The organism is Aidingimonas lacisalsi, assembly GCF_008079445.1.
Lineage (GTDB): Bacteria > Pseudomonadota > Gammaproteobacteria > Pseudomonadales > Halomonadaceae > Aidingimonas > Aidingimonas lacisalsi.
Map to the genome: position 1 here is coordinate 252,614 of NZ_VRYH01000004.1, position 16,165 is coordinate 268,778.

Here is a 16,165-nt window from a genome sequence, read left to right on the forward strand (position 1 = left end):
AATGGCCCGGTACCGTATGCCCGGGCCGAAGACTCAAGCTTGTTTCAACCGGCGGGCAAACAACGGTTCATCGACATCGACCGCTGGCTGGTAACTGACACTGAAAGCTCCCAGGGCTCGTAGAGCGTCATCGAGGCGCTGGTCATCACGAAGCGCCAGCGCATCGAAGCCGCAACGGCTCATGTAGAACAGTTGGTCGACCAGTACGTCACCCACTGCGCGGATTTCTCCTTGATATCCATATCGCTCCCTGAGCAAACGGGCGAGTGTATAGCCGCGGCCGTCAGTGAAAGCGGGGAAATCGATGGCAACCAGCGGTGCTTTGGCCAATATCCTGGCCAACTCTCCGGTCAGTTCCGTATCACTTGGCAGCCAGGGTGCCAATGCCTCATCCAGCGGCTGCTCCATCCAGAGCGCGAGGGGAATGATGACGGGACGCGAACTTGGCATTTCGTCCTCGATACGCGACAAGGACCATGTGTCTTCCTCGGGTTGACCAAGCTTGATCAAGGTCCGCGCTTTCTCGAGTTGGCTGTCAGGCATAGACACGCTCCTTGAATGGCTTGATACCGATACGGCGATAGGTATCGAGAAAGATTTCATCGTCCTGGCGTTGTTCGACGTACACCTGTAGCACCTTGTCGATCACGGAAGGTACGTCTTCTCTGTAGAACGAAGGGCCGAGTATCTTGCCTAGCGAGGCATCGTCAGTCGAGTTACCGCCCAATGACACCTGATAATACTCTTCGCCTTTCTTGTCGACGCCAAGAATGCCGATATGTCCCACATGGTGGTGACCACAGGCATTCATGCAGCCTGAAATATTCAGATCCAACGGCCCCAGGTCATACAGGAAATCGAGATCCTCGAAACGTTCCTGAATCGCCTGAGCGACCGGAATCGCGACCGCATTGGCAAGGCTGCAATAGTCGCCACCAGGGCAGCAGATGATGTCATTCAACGTCCCTACGGTAGGATTGGCCATTCCGAGGTCGTCAAGGGCACGCCATAGTGCTTCGAGCTGATCGACTGGCACATCGGAGAGCACGACATTCTGCTCGTGAGTGACGCGAATCTCGCCAAAACTGTACGTATCGGCAAGATCGGCAATGGCATCCATTTGATCGGCAGTGACATCACCAGGAGCGTGCTCACGACGTTTCAGCGACAGTGTGACTGCCTTGTAGCCGGGCACTTTATGATCAGTGACGTTATTGGTGACGAAGCGCCCAAACGCACGACTTTCATCAATTAAACGACTGAACTGCGTGATGGCTCGGTCGTCGACCGAACGACGCTCCGGCTCCGGGAAATGTGATCGAGCCGCTTCCACAGCAGAGTCGGTAAGCGTTTGCGGACCATCCTTGAGATGGGCCCACTCCTCTTCGACGCGTCGGCGATACTCTTCGGTCCCCAGCGCCTTGACGAGAATCTTGATGCGAGCCTTGAACTTGTTGTCACGGCGACCGAACTGATTATAGACACGGACACACGCTTCCAGATAAGTCAGCAAGTGTTGCCAGGGGAGGTCTTCACGCACCACATCGCCGATCATCGGTGTGCGGCCCATGCCACCACCAGCGAGAACCTTGACGCGCAGTTCACCTTGCGCATTGCGCCATAGGCGTAGCCCGATGTCATGCACCTGAATGGCTGCACGGTCGGCATTGGCGCCGGTAACGGCGATCTTGAACTTGCGTGGTAAATAAGCAAACTCGGGGTGCAAGGTCGACCACTGTCGAATCAGTTCACACCAGGGCCGTGGGTCTTCGACTTCGTCACCGGCGATACCGGCGAACTGGTCGCTGGTCGTATTGCGAATGCAATTACCACTCGTCTGAATGGCATGCATCTGAACCTGCGCCAGTTCCGCCAGGATATCGGGCACATCTTCCAGTTTCGGCCAGTTGAGCTGCAGATTCTGGCGTGTGGAAAAATGACCGTATCCACGGTCATAACGACGTGTAATGGTAGCCAGCGCCCGTAGTTGGCGACTGGAAAGCATTCCGTAAGGGATGGCTATCCGTAGCATGGGGGCATGCTTCTGGATATACAGACCATTCTGCAGACGCAGAGGGCGGAATTCATCTTCCCCCAGGCGCCCAGCCATATAGCGTTCCATTTGATCGCGGAACTGGGTGACACGCTCATCGACGAGCGTCTGATCGTAGGTGTCGTACCGATACATTCAGACAGTCCTGCTAGTCAGGGCGAATGAAGGAATATGCCGTGAAACGTACCATACTCCTATCTGTTTATTCTATGAAAGAATAAATGGTCATAGAAATTTATTGAAGCATTATAAGTGGCCATGCCGCAAGCTGGCTACCCGGTGCCGTTCATGGTCACAGCACCAGCTCCTGCCAGCGTCGACGTTGCCATATCAGTGCGAACCACAGGGAGTTGAGACAACGGTAGGCGAGCTGCATCCACCAGATTCCCAGTAGACCGTAGCCAAGTACGATTCCCACCCACCAAGCCAGTGGCAGAAATACCAGCCACTGAGTCGTCAGAGTCGTCGTCATGACGGTGCGGTTTGCACCCGCTCCAAGGAGCGCTTGCCCCAGCACTAATGCTGCGGCATCAAGGACAATCATCAATGCCGTCAGTTGCAGGGGAAGGCGTCCCATATCGATCAAGTCCGGTTCCGTCAGGAACAGGTTCAGCACGAGATCCGGGAACAACAGCATCGGTAGGGCCAGCAATGCCAAGCCGGCCCAGGCGACCTGGACGACATCCCAGCCCCAACGGTGGGCGTCACTCTGTTCGTCACGCCCAATAGCCTGGCCGACCAGGCTCATGGCGGCCAATCCCAATCCCACGCCGGGAAGGATCAGAAACAACGACAGATTGACCAGGACATGGCCCACCGCCACGCTGGCTGTATCCAGATGACCGAGTATCCAGAATAGTACCGCATACCCACCGGCAAACCATAGTTGCTGGAAGGAGTGGGGCACGGCCAGACGCAGTGTGTTGGCAAACACCCTTGGTGGTGGGCGATGTACCAGGAAGCCGCTTGTGGTGGCATGACGAAGGCTATAGACAGCCCAGATGCACACCCCGATGGTGATAGACACCGTCGTGCCGGCCCCGGCTCCGGCAGCCCCCATTTTCGGTAATCCTGCGTGACCGAAAATGAAACCGATGCTCGCCAGGACATTAACCAAGTGCGTTATGCTGATAATGCCTAAATAAAGTCCCGTTCGCTGAATGCCATTCCAATAACCTCGGAAGCAGAAGATCATCGCGATCGCCACCAAGGCGATGACACGCCAGCGAAAGTACTCTACGGCGATATCGCTGACACTGGCTTCTTGAGTGATCAGCGACATCAGCCAGGGAGCCTGCCACAAGCAGAGTACCGAAAGCGGCAGGGCAACCACCAGGGCGATGACCAGACCGGCGTTCAGGGCCGTCGCCCGTCGGTCCCAGGCCATTTCACCGTGGCGTCTTGCCGTCTGTGCCTGAACGCCGGATGACAGTCCAAACACGACGGCAGTGACCAGGAACATGGCATAGCCGCCGATACCGACTCCCGCCAAGGCCTCTTTCCCTAGCGTGCCGACAAGCGCAGCATCAACCAGGTTGAGTACGCTTTGTGACAGCATCCCGCCAATGATTGGCAGGGCTAGTTTCAAGATGGCATGGCGGCGAGAGCGTTCCGGCAGCATGTGACCCTGTTACGATGGATCGTACGACAGTACCGGCGCAAGCCAGCGCTCCAGCTCTGCAAGCGACATCTGTTTGCGTTCCGCCAACGATTCCGCCTGGTCGCGCCCGATCTTGCCCGTCGAGAAGTACTTCGACTCGGGATGCGCGAAATACCAGCCCGAGACGGCCGCAGCAGGCCACATGGCAAAGCTCTCGGTGAGCGTCAATCCCGTATGGCGCTCGGCATCGAGGAGCTCGAACAACTTGCGCTTCTCGGTATGGTCCGGACACGCTGGGTAGCCGGGGGCAGGGCGTATGCCTTGATACTTTTCAGCAATCAACTCCTCGTTGGGCAACGCTTCATCCGGTACGTATCCCCAGAATTCCTTCCGCACGCGCTCGTGCATATGCTCGGCGAATGCCTCGGCCAGACGGTCGGTAAGCGCCTGGACCATGATGGCATTGTAGTCATCGCCTTCCGCTTCATAGCGCTTGGCCAATTTATCGACACCATGACCGGTAGTCACCGCGAAGCCGCCAATCCAGTCGGGCTTGCTGACACCATCATCTTTGGGAGCCACGAAATCGGCCAGGCTATAGCAGATGCCACCACGGTTTTTCGACGTTTGCTGGCGAACATGATGCAGGCGCTCGATGACTTCCGTACGCGTCTCATCGGCATAGACCTCTATGGTGTCATCGTCGACCGTATTGGCCGGCCACAGGCCGATGACACCACGCGCTTCCACCAAGCGCTCATCGACCAGCTTGCGTAGCATGGTCTGAGCGTCATCGAATAGATTGCGTGCGACTTCGCCCACTTTTTCGTCATCGAGAATCTTCGGGTATTTGCCCGACAACTGCCAGCTCATGAAGAACGGAGTCCAATCGATGCGCTCGACAAGTGTATCGAGATCATAATCGTCGAAGGCCTTGAGTCCGGTAAATGCAGGTTCTGGGGGCGTGAATTCACTCCAGTCAGGCGCGAACTTGCGTTTACGGGCCTCTTCATAACTCACATCCGCGGCTTTCGGACGACGTTTCGCATTACGCTCACGAACTTTTTCGTACTCTTCGCGAATCTCGGACACGTAGGTGTCCTTGAGTTCGTCCGACAACAGCCGTCCTGCTACACCAACCGCACGCGACGCATCCGTGACATAGATGACCGGATGATCGTATTGGGGTTCGATCTTCACGGCGGTATGCGCTTTGGATGTCGTTGCACCACCGATCAGCAAGGGGAGATCGAAGTCTTGACGCTTCATTTCCTTGGCGACATGCACCATTTCGTCAAGCGACGGTGTGATCAGACCGGAGAGCCCGATGATATCAGCTTTCTCTTCCTTGGCAGTCTGGAGGATCTTTTCAGTCGGTACCATGACGCCCAGATCCACGACATCGTAATTGTTGCACTGCAGGACAACGCCCACGATGTTCTTGCCGATGTCATGGACGTCGCCCTTGACCGTTGCCATGACGATCTTGCCCTTGGGCTTGGTATCGGCTGTCTTCTCGGCTTCGATATACGGGATCAAGAGGGCAACGGCCTGCTTCATGACGCGGGCGGATTTCACGACCTGCGGCAGGAACATCTTGCCTTCACCGAATAGATCGCCGACCACGTTCATGCCGTCCATCAAGGGGCCCTCGATGACTTCGATAGGGCGCTCGGCACGCTGTCTGGCCTCCTCGGTGTCATCCTCGATGTAGGCAGTGATGCCTTTGACAAGCGCATGTTCGATACGCTTTTCGACCTCCCAACTGCGCCATTCGAGGTCTTCCTGTTTGTTGGCGCTGCTACCATCACCCTTATAATTATCGGCGATCTCCAGCAGCCGTTCCGTCGAGTCGTCACGGCGATTGAGCACGACATCCTCGACGGTCTCACGCAGCTCTTCGGGCAAATCATCGTAGACGGCGAGTTGGCCGGCGTTGACGATCCCCATCGTCATGCCGGCATGTACGGCATGATAGAGGAACACGGAGTGGATCGCTTCGCGCACCGGGTTGTTGCCCCGGAACGAGAAAGAGACGTTGGAGACGCCCCCCGAGATCATGGCATGGGGTAAATTGTCGCGAATCCACCGGGTCGCCTGGATGAAGTCCACCGCATAGTTGTTGTGTTCCTCGATCCCGGTCGCGATGGCGAAGATATTGGGATCGAAGATGATGTCTTCGGCAGGATAGTCCAGTTCATCGACGAGAATGCGGTAGGCGCGTTCACTGATTTCGGTCTTGCGTTCGAAGGTATCGGCCTGTCCCTCTTCATCGAAGGCCATGACCACGATGGCTGCCCCGAAACGCCGGCAGGCGGTGGCTTGCTCACGAAAAGCGTCTTCCCCTTCCTTGAGCGAGATGGAGTTGACCACGGCCTTGCCTTGAACGCACTTGAGACCTGCCTGAACGATCTCCCACTTGGAAGAGTCGACCATGATCGGCACCCGCGAAATGTCAGGCTCACCGGCGATCAGCTTGAGAAAGCGCTCCATGGCTTCCTCGGACTCGAGCATCCCTTCGTCCATGTTGATGTCGATGATCTGGGCACCGTTCTCGACCTGTTCCAGGGCAACTTCAAGTGCTGTGGTGTAGTCGTCGTCCTGGATCAAGCGCTTGAAGCGCGCAGAGCCCGTCACATTGGTTCGTTCCCCGACGTTGACGAACAAGGAGTCCGCGTCGATGTTGAAGGGTTCCAACCCAGACAGGCGGCATGCCTTGGGACGTTCAGGAATCTGGCGGGGCGCCAGGCCACGAATGGATTCGGCAACGGCGCGAATATGTTCCGGTGTACTGCCGCAGCAACCACCCATGATATTGACCAGCCCGCTGGAAGCGAACTCGGAAACGATAGCCGCCATTTCATCAGGCGTTTGATCGTATTCACCGAATTCGTTGGGCAGACCGGCATTGGGGTGGGCAGATATGTAGGTATCAGCTTTGTTCGAGAGTTCCTCGATATAGGGGCGCAGCTCTTCAGCCCCCAGGGCACAGTTCAAGCCAATGGAGAAAGGCTGGGCATGTCGGATGGAGTTCCAGAAAGCCTCTGTCGTCTGTCCCGAGAGTGTGCGCCCCGATGCATCGGTGATCGTGCCGGAAATCATTACCGGAACACGCTCTCCATGGGCTTCGAACATCTCTTCCAGGGCATAGACGGCTGCCTTGGCGTTGAGCGTATCGAAGATGGTTTCGATCAGGATCAGGTCGACCCCACCTTCGACGAGAGCTTCCGCCGCTTCACGATAATTTTCTCGCAATTCGTCGAACGTGACGTTACGTTTCGACGGATCGTTAACGTCCGGCGATATCGAGGCTGTTCTGCTGGTCGGGCCCAGGACGCCAGTCACATAGCGAGGAATACCGGTTTCCTCGGCGACTTCGTCACATATCTCGCGAGCCAGCCTGGCCGATTCACGGTTGAGTTCGGGGACCAGCGACTCCATTTCGTAATCGGATTGCGACAGGCGCGTACTGTTGAAAGTGTTACTTTCGATGATGTCCGCACCCGCCTCGAGATAGTCCCGATGAATGCGTTTGACCAGTTCCGGTTGGGTTAGCGACAAAAGGTCGTTATTGCCCTTGAGTTGCCCAGCCCAGTCCTTGAATCGCTCACCTCGAAACTCTTCTTCGCTGAGATCGGCGTTCTGCAGCATGGTCCCCATGCCGCCATCCAGTATCAGAATGCGTTCTGCCAGGCTTGCGTTCAATTGGTCAGTCACGGGGGTAAAGGCAATAGCCATATAAAATCAAATCTCCCGCATCGAAATGCGTTTCGTTGTGATGTCGAAATGAGATAGCCAAGCCACTATATCAGAAAGCACCATGCCTCTTCACATCGGTCATGCCTGAGTATTTCACTCGGGATTGTGTCAGACGCCAGTTTTTCTTATCATTAGAGGCAAATCCGTTCTCAGCCTTTGGGATCCAAGCGTCATGAGCGAGAGCATTCAAATTACCGATAGTGCCCAGGAGTACCTGGCAGAGCTGCTCGACAAGCAGAATGTCGAGGGCATCGCCGTTCGTATCTTCATCACTCAACCAGGTACGCCTTACGCAGAAACCTGCCTGGCTTACTGCCGGCCGGGCGAAGAGGAACCCACTGACGAAAAACTCGAACTCGACAAGATCAATGTCTTCCTGGACCAACACAGCCTGCCATTCCTGGAAGAGGCCGTGGTCGATTTCAACGCCGACCGCATGGGAGGGCAACTGACCATCAAGGCACCGAATGCCAAGATGCCCAAGGTCAACGCCGACAGTCCCATGGAAGATCGCGTCAACTACGTCCTTTTCAGTGAGATCAACCCCGGGTTGGCCTCGCACGGCGGGGAAGTGCGTCTCATCCAGTTGACCGATGACAACCTGGCGGTGTTGCAATTCGGCGGGGGATGCCAAGGGTGTGCTGCCGTCGACTTGACACTCAAGGACGGCGTCGAACGGACGCTGCTTGAGCGTGTCCCCGAATTGGCCGGCATCCGTGACGTGACGGACCATACCGACACCAGCCAAGCTTACTACCGTTAACTGTATAATACGCCGCTTATGACATCGATCCCGAGCCCTCAGGCAGCCCAGGAAGAGCTGGTGGATGAATTCGATATATTCGATAACTGGATGGATCGTTATCAGTACATTATCGACATGGGAAAACAGCTACCGGCTTTTCCCGATGAGTGGAAAACGGACGACCTGAAGATTCAGGGCTGTCAGTCCAACGTCTGGATGCATCATCGGTTCGATGGCGAGCGCTTGCACTTCGATGCGACATCGGATGCCGCGATCGTATCCGGGCTGATAGCCGTACTGATGCGCATCTATAATGATCGCCCGCCGCATGAAATCATTCAGACCCCCCCCAGTTTTCTGGACGCACTGGGGCTCGATAAGCATCTTTCGCCGACACGGAGCAATGGGCTGCACGCCATGCTCGGCCGTATCTATGACACCGCCAAGGAAGAAACGGCAGCGTAGCAGCATTGGCCTTAGCGGTGTCTGCTGCGGCTGGTCGGTCTGTGATCGGGGCAGGGCACGGGGTCAACTCCGCCGGGATGCCACGGGTGGCATTTTACGACGCGCTTGAGTGCTAGCCAGCCTCCAGTGAATGCGCCATGCGCTCGTATGGCCTCTACAGCGTATTGTGAGCAACTTGGCCAGAAGCGGCAACGAGGGCCCAGCAAAGGGCTGATCAGATACTGATAGCCCCTGAGCAGGCCAATCAAGGACCCTCGTACCAGTAATTTGAGCCAGTGCAGTGACATTACGAATGATCCGCGTAGAGCGTCTCTGGCGACATCATGGGGGCCTGGTTGATACGCGCCATGCCATCGTCATCGAGTCGCACGTAAAAGCAGCTACGGCGTCCCGTATGGCATGCGGGTCCATCCTGCTCGACCTGGAGCAGCAAGGTGTCGCCGTCGCAATCCAGGCTGGCTGACTTGAGACGCTGCTCTTGTCCCGATGACTCGCCTTTGCGCCATAATTTAGCGCGAGAGCGGGACCAGTAACAAACGCGCTGCGTTCGCAACGTCTCCTCCAGCGCATCCCTGTTCATCCAGGCCATCATTAGCACCTCACCACTATCGTGCTGCTGAGCGATAGCGGGGAGCAAGCCGTCGGCATTCCACTGAACAGCATCCAGAACATCGGCAAGCAGCCGTTCTGCGCCGTCATCTCGCTCTAGTTCTTTGAATAGCTGGCTCATAAGTTCATGTATCCTCGTTGCGTCAAGGGCGTGTCATACCACACTGATCGCATAGCCCCTGTAGCTCGATGGTTTGCCGCTCGACGCGAAAGCCGAGGGCGCGTGCCTGCTCACCAAGCAAAGAGTTGACATCATCGAGATGCAATTCTTCGACACGTCCGCATGAGCGACAAATCAGTAATTGAAAGCCATGTACGTGTTCGGGACAAGGGCAGGCGACGTAAGCATTCAGCGACTCGATACGATGCACAAGGCCTTGCTCGATCAAGAAGTCCAGCGCTCGGTAGACGGTAGGGGGGCGTGCAGCACCGTGCTCGACGGCTAGTTTGTCGAGCAACTCATATGCCTTGAGACCACCACTAGCCGTGGCAATCATTTCCAGCACTCGGCGTCGAATCGGCGTAAAGCGTGCCCCGCGATTCTGGCACTGGCGTTCAGCTTGTTGTATAAGCATGGCGGTATCGGGCATGAAAAGCCTAATTTCATCGAACGTAACGCCGACATTCTACGTGGGCTGGAGCTCGTCAGCTAGCCGATACGGAGACTGTACCAGGCGTATTGTTCATGGTGGGATGCAATTCACCACGGCGGGCGAAATGCTGCTGGGCAAAAGAAACACGGGATTTCGCATCAACGTGAGGAGGCTGTTGTTCGATCAAGTCGAGTCGAGGACGAAGGCCTTCACCATTGGCCATTTGAATGGCGAGTCCTGGGCGGGCATTGAGTTCAAGCAACATCGGTCCATGATCCCGGTCCAACACCATGTCGGCACCGAGATAACCGAGCCCGGTCATTTCATGACAACCGGCGGCCAGCAGCAGCAGGGTATCCCACCCTGGAATCTTGAGGCTGGCCAATTCATGCCCAGTGTCAGGGTGATCGCTTCGCGATCGGTCAAACTGCACACCACGCAATGCCGTTCCTGTTGCAATATCCAACCCAACGCCAACGGCACCCTGATGCAGGTTCGCCTTGCCATCCGAGGCAGCGGTAGACAGACGCATCATGGCCATGACGGGGTAACCCTGGAAGATGATGACGCGAATATCGGGGACACCTTCATAAGTATATTCAGTCAGCGATTCATCAAAGTTGATGAGCGCTTCAACGACGGCGACATCGGGTGAACCGCCCAGCGAATATAATCCCGAAAGAATGTTGGAGACATGTCGTTCGAGATCACCCCGACCGAGCCGGGTACCACTCGGCTTGACATAGGCATCGTTCGCGACGTGTTCCACGACGAGGATACCTTTCCCACCACTGCCTTTGGCCGGTTTGATGACGAATCCCGGCTGCCCAGAGACAATGCGACTGATATGCTTGACATCGAATTGTGTCGTCACCGTTCCGATCAAGGCAGGTGTCGTGATGCCATGTTCATGGGCCAACAGCTTGGTCTTGAGCTTGTCGTCGACCAGCGGGTAGAGGCGGCGATTATTGTATCGCCCGATATAGCGTATGTTGCGGCGATTCATGCCGATGATGCCCTTGGCCGACAACTTGCGCGGGGATGTCCAGTTGAACATGGTTTCAGTCCTCCGTGACCGGCTTGAAACGGCGTAACTCCAATAGCCGGTACCCCGTATAATTACCCAGCAGGAGAATCAGGGACATCAGGATGAACTGCACGCCAAGGAAGTTGAACGTGATGTGGCGAACCCAGGGATTGTTCATCGCCAGATAGGCCAGAATGGCAGTCAACAGGCTGCCGCCCCCTTGAATGAGGACTTCTTTCGGGCCTTCTTCTTCCCACAGGATCGACATCCTTTCGATGGTCCAGGCCAGAATGATCATGGGGAAGAAGGTGATCGTCAGCCCCGCATTGAGGCCAAACCGATAAGAGAGCACCGAGAACACCGAAATGATCGCGATGACCGTAATAATGACGGCAGACACTCGTGCCACGAGCAACAAATTCAGATAGGACAGATAATTACGGATAACCAGACCAACGGCGACCACCAGCAGGAAACCGATGAGCCCGGTCAACAAGGATGTCTGTATGAAGGCGAGGGCGATCAATACCGGCATGAACGTCCCCGATGTCTTGATGCCGACCAGTACCCGCAGGAAGACCACAACCAGAGCACCGATGGGGATCAACAGAATTGTCTGGAACAGTGCCTGTTCTTCCAGTGGCAGGCTATGGATCGAGAAGTTGAGCAGGGTATCCGTCGACAGCTGGTTACGAACTGCGGCTGCCGCGGGCTGGTTGTGGCGGATCATGGAAAAGCCAATGTCGGAATTGGTTCCACCCTCGACCTCAAGCACGGCTTCACCGTTGGCTTCCCACAACAATAAATTATCCGGTCGGCCTTGCTCCCCCGTCGTCGGGTTGTAAAGTGCCCACTGATCCTCATCGAACACCTGTAACCAGGTCGTCAGGTTCTGACGCCGCCGCCCGTCCTCGAGCAAGAGTCCACTGATAGAACGTGCATGCACTCCAGCTTCGTTCAAGAGTCGGACAAACAGGGGAGTACGCTCGAACTCATTCAGCAGTAACCGAGCGTTTTCTCCCTGACGATCGCCGGTGAATTCACGAATGAGCTCACGAGTGAAGGTGAATGGGTCTGCAGAACGCTGATGGGCACGGTCGATGATTTCCGTGGCTGCCGTACCATAGGGCCGTTCCCACACGATGGTTTCAGGCAGCTCGGGCCGAACGGAGCGAGGAGGGCGCGAGTCAGGCGCGGCAAGCAGTTGCACCGAGTAATAGAGCCGCTGGGTACCGCTGGCCTCTCGTCTCGACCACTCGGCACGCCGCCCGCGATCATCTTCCAGGAACGACAGTCCATAGCCCGACGATGCGGTATTTTCCGTCAAGACCCGGTAATCCTGCTGATTGGAAGGTAATGCCATGTCGACAATGACAGGACCATTATCTGCATCGAAACTGACCTGGGCTTCGACTTCCCATACTTGACGTTGTTCACCGGGAGTCCAGGGCACATCGAATTGCACATGCCGATGGATGCTCATGCCGATGCCGGCAATCATCAAGATCCCTGTGAGGATATAGAAGGGCAAACGTGACATGCAGGATCCTTGCAATCAGGTGTGTTGATCACTCTTCATCATATTCGGCATCGCGAGCCTCGTCCTTGGCTGCTTGATCCGAAGGTTCTCCACCGGGGAACTCGGGGCGCTCATAGCGGTAATTCTCGGCGACATCGACGATCGCAATGTCCATCATGAAGCGTCGTCCCAGCAGGATGGGAAAACTCATATTCCGCCGGTCACTCAAGGTGAAGTCCACATGTTCGCGAATCGGGCCCAATGTCATCAATAGACTGATGACAGGGCGTGTTTCCGTTCCGGACGCCTGCATGATCCGTACCTGACGCTCGACTGGCGCTTCGATCCAGGCATCTCTGACATCCTCGACAACGGCCTGGTCGTCGTCGAGAGCCAGCTTGAAGCGTACCCAGTCTTCGCCGTCACGCTCGAACGGCGTGATGTCGCGGGCAGATATCGATGACGTATTGGCACCGGAATCGATCCGGGCCTTCAAATAAGTACCGATATCGGGAAAACCGACCCATTCACTGCGACCCAGGACCTGCTTGTCGCGGTAGCTATCCATTTCATCGTCCGGGTCGCACAGCGTCGGTGGGCGTTGAGGATCGACATCCAGCAGTTTGATATCGCTATGTAGTTGACGCAACAAGCTACCGAGTTCGCGGACATCCGCAGTGAGCATGGCGGTTTCGTTCCGGTGAGCTTCAAGCGCATTGTCGCTGGCTTTGCATTGGCTGGCGACATGTTGTTCGAATTCAGCGAGTCGGCTTTCGAACATGGCGGGTGTCAAGCGAGGTTCGGGCTCTTGCTTGGACCATTGCACGATCCCGCATCCCGACAGCAACACGGCCGCCGACACGAATGACACGAATAACAGCATGCGTGGTAACGGAGAGCGTGAAGAGCGCAGGGGGGTAAGCATGTCGTCAGGAGTCCTTGGACGGATGATAGCTCGGTACAGAAAATGCTATGGGTTCGGGAATCATAAAGATTTGGCGACCAGACTTCCAATCCATGCCGCGGGGATTGTGTTCTGATAGACCTTATTTAACATAATATACATTATGCGCAATTTCATCATGGCAAGAACACCCAACCATATGCTCTCTCTATCCATCGCACCAATCATCGTCATACGACCCCCATGACGCCTCATCGCGTGATCGAAGCGTCATGGGTGCAGATAGTAACGCGCCTATTGACGTCTACACTCAATCGTCTTCCGCTGGTGCATACGAACCATCTTCCCGATGTACTTCATTGCCCGTGATCGGTGGCGTGAATACACAGGCCAGATGCATTGTCTTGCGGGCACGCAACAGATGTTCGTCGTGTTGATCGAGAATGTAGATGTCGCCCGGTTTAATTGGCCAGATCTTGCCATCGGCCAAGGTCTCTACTTCACCTTCACCTTCGATGCAGTACACGGATTCGTAATGATGCTTGTAGTGAATATGAGTCTCTGTCCCTTCGAATATCCTGGTGATGTGGAACGAAAAGTTACCACCATCGTTGGCCAGGACCAGGCGCGTGCTATCCCAGTTGCCGTTTTCTGCCGTCACCAGACGTTCCGTCTGGCGAGCCTCTTCGATATTACGCACGATCATCGCGAATTCCTCCATGCGGTTACACATAGACGACGGCCCGTCAGGAACGGGCCGTCGCAGCGTTTGGTCAGCCTAGCCGTCTCCCGGTAGAGATCAAGCAAAGGCCGCTTTGGTACTGGCATCCAGGATGTCCAACCCTTCCAACAGGTCTTCATCACTGATCGTCAGCGGGCACAAGCACTTGACGACATGGCCATCGTGACCACTGGTTTCGATGATCAAACCCCGTTTGAATGCTTCTGCACTGATCTTGTCAGCATTGTCACCGGTTCCGACATCAAGGCCGCGCATCAAACCGCGGCCACGTTCTGATGCGTCGATACCCTGCTCGGTTAACCAGGCTGCCAGTTTTTCGAAGCGATCGGCGACGACCCTGCCCTTGCGCTGCACGTCGCGCTCCAGAGTGTCATCGCTCCAGAAACGCTTGAGCGCGGCAGTGCCGGTCACCATGGCCATGCCGAAGCCTCGGAACGTGCCGTTATACTGTCCAGGTTTCCATTTGTCGAGTTCAGGTCGCATCAGGACATGGGCGAACGGCAGACCAAAACCGGACAATGACTTGGAGTTGGTGACGATATCCGGCGTAATACCGGCATGTTCGAAGCTGAAGAACTTACCTGTACGCCCGCATCCTGCTTGGATGTCATCGACGATGAGCAGAATATCGTGGCTACGGCAGATCGATTCGAGTCGCTTCAACCAGTCTAGACCCGCGGGATTGATACCGCCCTCGCCTTGTACTGTCTCGATGATGACAGCGGCAGGTAAATCCAGGCCACTGGAATTATCGCCGAGCAGTTTCTCGAAATAGGACAGCGTATCCATGCTGTCGCCCATGTAGCCATCGAACGGCATGAACGCGCCGCCTTGCGTGGGTATGCCTCCCGTCGCTTCACGGAACTTGCGATTGCCGGTCGTGGCCAGCGCGCCCATGGTCACGCCATGGAAGCCATTGGTGAACGCGACGATGTTGTGGCGCCCTGTCGCAACACGCGCGAGCCGAATTGCCGCTTCAACGGCATTGGTACCGGTTGGACCCGGCAGGTGTACCTTGTAGTTCAGTCCACGCGGTTTGAAGATGACTTCTTCGAGCGTCTCGAGATAGTCGCGCTTGGCTTGTGTCCACATATCCAAGCCATGTACTACACCATCATCCATTAGATAATCGACGAGGGCCTGTTTCAGTTCCGGATGGTTGTGGCCGTAATTGAGCGTGCCGGCACCGGCCAGAAAGTCGATGTATTCACGTCCATCTTCCGAGGTCAGCCGTGCTCCTTTGGCCTTCGTGAATACAACGGGGAAGGAGCGTGAATATGTCCGAACGTCTGACTCCATGCGTTCGAGGATTTCGGTCTGCATCATGCTCTCCTGTGACTATGGCGAGAAAGGAAACTCATTGGAACGATCGTGTTCATTGGCCCGAGCCCATGTCGGCCGGACCCGAGCGAATACACGAGGTCTACGTCGACCTGTCTGTTGACAGCAGGCCGGCGCGACCGGGTTAAACGGGAATGCATCAGATACGCTCGGGCTGGAAAGGTCCGATGCGTACCAAGTTTTCGGGATCGTGTTCCCCACCGAGTTGATCGGTCGAGAAATATTCACGGCTATTGAGAGGTGCTTGCCAACGATCCGCAAGGCGAGTGAAAAGCCCCCAGGAGGCTTCATTATCCGGCGTGATAGTGGTTTCCAGATGACGCACATCCGTCATTTCCGGGCGACCCATGACGGCTTCGACCAAACGGCGAGCCAGCCCCGTACCCCTGGCCTTTTCACCGACGGCGACCTGCCAGAGGAAATAGGTGTCCGGCGAGTTGCTTTTGACATAACCGGAAACGAAACCAACGATTTCTCCCTCTTCGTTGGTAGCGACGGCACAACTGTTGCGAAATTGTGTCGCTAACAGCAAATAAGCATACGCCGAATTGACATCCAAGGGCGGGCAGGACTTGACCAGTTCGTAAATCCCCCAACCGTCATCGGGGTTGGGCTTACGAATGAATAGCGGCGCTTTTTCATTGCCAACCACAGCATCCGCAACACTAGGTCGTGCGAGGTCGGCAGATGGCGTGAAAGGCTGTGTCGTTACGTTCATGGTTCTACTTCGCTGTTGCGAATTCGTTAGTGATTATAACAGCCCTTTCGATTAGATCAAAAAGTCTCTTATCTCAGAGCGGAAACTCCA

Annotated in this window: 15 protein-coding genes; 2 read left to right on the forward strand and 13 right to left on the reverse strand. The window is 55.8% G+C overall.

Translation table 11 applies throughout. The annotated features are described in order from the left end of the window. Window positions 1-33: 33 nt before the first annotated feature. From FVV99_RS10255 to metH, 4 genes are all read right to left on the reverse strand, one after another. Window positions 34-543, reverse strand: coding sequence for a DUF934 domain-containing protein (locus FVV99_RS10255; protein WP_148253979.1), 510 nt, complete (start codon window positions 541-543; stop codon window positions 34-36). Beyond that, window positions 536-2,188, reverse strand: a complete 1,653-nt coding sequence (locus FVV99_RS10260) for a nitrite/sulfite reductase (protein WP_148253980.1) — start codon at window positions 2,186-2,188, stop codon at window positions 536-538. Before FVV99_RS10260 ends, FVV99_RS10255 begins: the two co-directional genes overlap by 8 nt. Window positions 2,189-2,345: 157 nt before the next feature. Next, window positions 2,346-3,674 (reverse strand): MATE family efflux transporter, encoded by a 1,329-nt coding sequence (locus FVV99_RS10265; RefSeq protein WP_148253981.1) that lies wholly within the window; start codon window positions 3,672-3,674, stop codon window positions 2,346-2,348. Between the two features lie 9 nt (window positions 3,675-3,683). Beyond that, a complete protein-coding gene (metH, locus tag FVV99_RS10270) occupies window positions 3,684-7,391 on the reverse strand; it encodes a methionine synthase (RefSeq protein ID WP_148253982.1) in 3,708 nt (1,235 codons plus the stop codon). A gap of 193 nt (window positions 7,392-7,584) precedes the next feature. Between metH and nfuA the strand changes: the two genes are divergently transcribed. After that, window positions 7,585-8,175 carry a Fe-S biogenesis protein NfuA gene (nfuA, locus tag FVV99_RS10275; RefSeq protein ID WP_148253983.1) on the forward strand — a complete coding sequence of 197 codons (591 nt, stop codon included), beginning with the start codon at window positions 7,585-7,587 and terminating at the stop codon, window positions 8,173-8,175. A gap of 18 nt (window positions 8,176-8,193) precedes the next feature. Then, the gene (locus FVV99_RS10280; RefSeq protein ID WP_148253984.1) at window positions 8,194-8,622 is read left to right on the forward strand and encodes a SufE family protein; all 429 of its coding nucleotides are present in this window, start codon (window positions 8,194-8,196) and stop codon (window positions 8,620-8,622) included. Between the two features lie 11 nt (window positions 8,623-8,633). Here the strand turns inward: FVV99_RS10280 and yidD are convergent, their stop codons facing one another. The 9 genes from yidD to ectA all read right to left on the reverse strand — a co-directional run bounded on the left by yidD (window position 8,634) and on the right by ectA (window position 16,075). Next, window positions 8,634-8,909 carry a membrane protein insertion efficiency factor YidD gene (gene yidD, locus FVV99_RS10285; protein WP_148253985.1) on the reverse strand — a complete coding sequence of 92 codons (276 nt, stop codon included), beginning with the start codon at window positions 8,907-8,909 and terminating at the stop codon, window positions 8,634-8,636. Further along, on the reverse strand, window positions 8,909-9,352 hold the full coding sequence (hisI, locus tag FVV99_RS10290; RefSeq protein ID WP_148253986.1) for a phosphoribosyl-AMP cyclohydrolase: 444 nt from the start codon (window positions 9,350-9,352) through the stop codon (window positions 8,909-8,911). The genes yidD and hisI overlap by 1 nt, the downstream gene beginning before the upstream one ends. 22 nt (window positions 9,353-9,374) lie before the next feature. Continuing rightward, window positions 9,375-9,806 carry a Fur family transcriptional regulator gene (locus tag FVV99_RS10295; RefSeq protein WP_407921340.1) on the reverse strand — a complete coding sequence of 144 codons (432 nt, stop codon included), beginning with the start codon at window positions 9,804-9,806 and terminating at the stop codon, window positions 9,375-9,377. A 70-nt stretch (window positions 9,807-9,876) separates the two neighbouring features. After that, window positions 9,877-10,881: an alpha-L-glutamate ligase-like protein gene (locus FVV99_RS10300; protein WP_148253988.1), complete on the reverse strand. Its 1,005-nt coding sequence runs from the start codon at window positions 10,879-10,881 to the stop codon at window positions 9,877-9,879. 4 nt (window positions 10,882-10,885) lie between these two features. Next, window positions 10,886-12,391: a UUP1 family membrane protein gene (locus tag FVV99_RS10305; RefSeq protein ID WP_148253989.1), complete on the reverse strand. Its 1,506-nt coding sequence runs from the start codon at window positions 12,389-12,391 to the stop codon at window positions 10,886-10,888. 28 nt (window positions 12,392-12,419) lie between these two features. Further along, window positions 12,420-13,295: an ATP-dependent zinc protease family protein gene (locus tag FVV99_RS10310; RefSeq protein ID WP_236645369.1), complete on the reverse strand. Its 876-nt coding sequence runs from the start codon at window positions 13,293-13,295 to the stop codon at window positions 12,420-12,422. Between the two features lie 289 nt (window positions 13,296-13,584). Continuing rightward, window positions 13,585-13,980, reverse strand: a complete 396-nt coding sequence (locus FVV99_RS10315; protein ID WP_148253990.1) for an ectoine synthase — start codon at window positions 13,978-13,980, stop codon at window positions 13,585-13,587. 93 nt (window positions 13,981-14,073) lie between these two features. After that, entirely contained in the window at window positions 14,074-15,339 is a 1,266-nt protein-coding gene (gene ectB / locus FVV99_RS10320) for a diaminobutyrate--2-oxoglutarate transaminase (RefSeq protein ID WP_148253991.1), read from the reverse strand. Between the two features lie 157 nt (window positions 15,340-15,496). Continuing rightward, a complete protein-coding gene (ectA, locus tag FVV99_RS10325) occupies window positions 15,497-16,075 on the reverse strand; it encodes a diaminobutyrate acetyltransferase (protein WP_148253992.1) in 579 nt (192 codons plus the stop codon). Window positions 16,076-16,165 lie beyond the last annotated feature (90 nt).